Annotated in this window: 1 protein-coding gene and 1 pseudogene; both read right to left on the bottom strand. The window is 73.8% G+C overall.

The window, feature by feature from the left end; all coding sequences use genetic code 11:
• Positions 1–1,870: UvrD-helicase domain-containing protein (locus DJ69_RS12660; protein WP_180271814.1), on the bottom strand; the 1,870-nt coding region annotated here is incomplete at its 3' end.
• A pseudogene (locus DJ69_RS12655) lies at positions 1,863–2,313 on the bottom strand (hypothetical protein); the annotation flags it as partial. The pseudogene DJ69_RS12655 and the gene DJ69_RS12660, both read right to left, overlap by 8 nt.

The following is a 2,313-nucleotide window of genomic DNA, read 5'->3' as shown; positions in this document are numbered from 1 at the left end:
CTCCCTTCGAGGCCCGGTCGAGGTCCCACGACCGGGCCTCGAAGGGAGGCGCGTCGAACGCGGCGTTCAGGGGAGATTCGGTGAGGAGTTCGGCGGTGCGCTCCGGGGAGCCGGGAGCGATCAGCCACTCGCAGACGGCGAGCACCGTCTCGACGGCGGGGCAGTCGAACAGCGCGTCGGTCGCGGTGCGGACGCGGAGCCCCTCCGCGGCGAAGGCGGCCTCGTACTCGGCCATCCGCGTCCCGCGGCGGAACAGCACCGTGACGCCGAGCGGATCGCCGTCGGCGTCGCAGAACGTCCCGTCGGCGAGCCCCCGCGAGACGTGTCTCGCGAGCACGTCCGCCTCGCCGACATCCCCGTCCGGGTTCGCCCACGTCGCGGAGCCGGGGTGACCGACGCCGGCGAACGAGGAGACGTGGACCGCCGCCCCGTCGCCGCCGTCCCGAGCCGCGTCCAACCGGGGGTACGAGACGCCGAGGTCGCCGAGGCCCCCCCGAGCCGGGTCGGTGAACACCGGCTCGGCGATCGCGTTGATCCCGGCGGCGACGGCCGGCACGCACCGGTAGGTGGTGGTCGCCGTCCGGTTCTCGTGAGTGTCCCAGTCCACGCCGAGGTACCTCCCCTCGGTGGTCGCGGCGGCGAACCACTGCGGGTCGGCGTGGCGCCACAGGTAGATCCCCTGACGGACGTCGCCGCAGGCGAACACGCGCGATTCGCTCGTCACGACGTGCGAGAGCGCGGCGTGTTGGACGGCCGAGACGTCCTGCGCCTCGTCGATGATCAGGCTCCGGATCCGCGACCGATACGTCCGCCGGAGCCGAGCGCGGCGCGAGTCGGCGACCGACTGGAGCTGCTCCGGCAGGTCCGGTCGTCCGTCGGGCCCGTCGAAGTACGCGTCCACGAGGTACGCGACATCTGTGTGCGAGACGGCGCCGCGCTCCCGAACCGCGGTCCGGTATCGTGCGCGGTACGCCGAGAGGACGGCGCAGAAGTCGTCGATGCGCGCGTCCCACGCGTCGTACAGCTCGCGGTCGGCGTCGAGCAGGCGCGCTCGGTCCGCGCCGGTCACCGTCTCGCGGACGCGGTCGCCGGTTCGCTCGGTGGCGCCCCCGCTGTCGTCGACTCCGCCGCCGGCGACGAAGCGCTCGACAGATCGGACGATGTCGTCGAAGGAGTCGGGCCTCCCGTCGGGATACGTCGACTCGCGCGTCCGCACCAGCGCCGACCGAAACGCCCCGACGGAGAGGCGGCGATCGCGGCAGTACGTCAGCGCCTCGGCCAGCATCTCGTCGACGCCGGCGTCGTACTCGCCGTCGGGGTACGCGGCTTCGAGGTCGCGGAGCCGGCCGGCGTGTGCCGAGTCGTCGCGGAGCGACTCGTAGCAGTCGCGGTGGACCCGCTTCAGGAGCGCCTCGTTCCCGACCGACGGCACCTCGTCGAAGCCGATCTCGCCGGCAAACTCGCGGAAGATGCCGCGCAGGAAGCCGTCGATGGTGCCCGCGTAGGGGGCCTGCCGCGTGCGCTGCTGGAGGTATCGCAGTTCCGCCGCGGAGACGTCGGCGGCGGCGGGGACGAGGTCGTGCTCGACGAGCGCCCGCAACCGGTCGCAGATCGCGGGGACGATCGCGGCCGCCTCGTCGCGGTTGAACGAGACGACCGCGACGTGCTGCTCGGGCGTCGGATCCCCGGCCGCGTATCGCCGGAGGATGTCCTCGGCGGCGATGTGATGGGCGACGAGCGATTTGCCGGCGCCGGGGACGCAGTCGAGGGTGAACAACCCGGCGTCGGACGCGGCGTACGCGTCCCGTATCTCCCGCTGTGCCCCCCGCAGTCTGAGCGGGTCGGCGGCGCCGTCGTCGCCGTCACTCACGGTCTCCCTCCGCGGCGCCGCCGTCGGCGTCGGTCCGTCCGTCGACGACCGCCCGCAGCGCCGGCGGGAGCGCGCTCTCTGCCCCGACCAATCGCCGCCGGTCCGCCTCGGAGACCCGCCGCGTCTCGACGTGATCGAGCAGCGGGGACCGGGCCACGTCGTCGCCGCCCGGAGTCCGGGTGTGGCGGGTGAAGACGACGCAGCGCCCCGCCGCCCGGAGCGTGTCGACGAACTGGTCCCGGTCGCGTCCGCCGACCCACGCGGGCTGCGGCGCCAGCGTCCCGGACGCCCCATCGCCACGGAGAACCGCCTCCTGGAACTCCGGGGGAAGCACGGACTGCGACGGCTGCGGCCACGCCTCGGCGGTCATCCCAACCGCGATCACGTACGGGACATCGAGCGCCCAGAGGTCGTTCGCCTCGAAGACGTCGAGCGCGCGGGCG

Origin of the sequence: Halorubrum persicum, from assembly GCF_002727125.1 — an archaeon.
Classification (GTDB): Archaea; Halobacteriota; Halobacteria; order Halobacteriales; family Haloferacaceae; genus Halorubrum; species Halorubrum persicum.
Note: the sequence above shows the minus strand (reverse complement) of the source record. Positions and strands in the feature narration are given on the sequence as shown.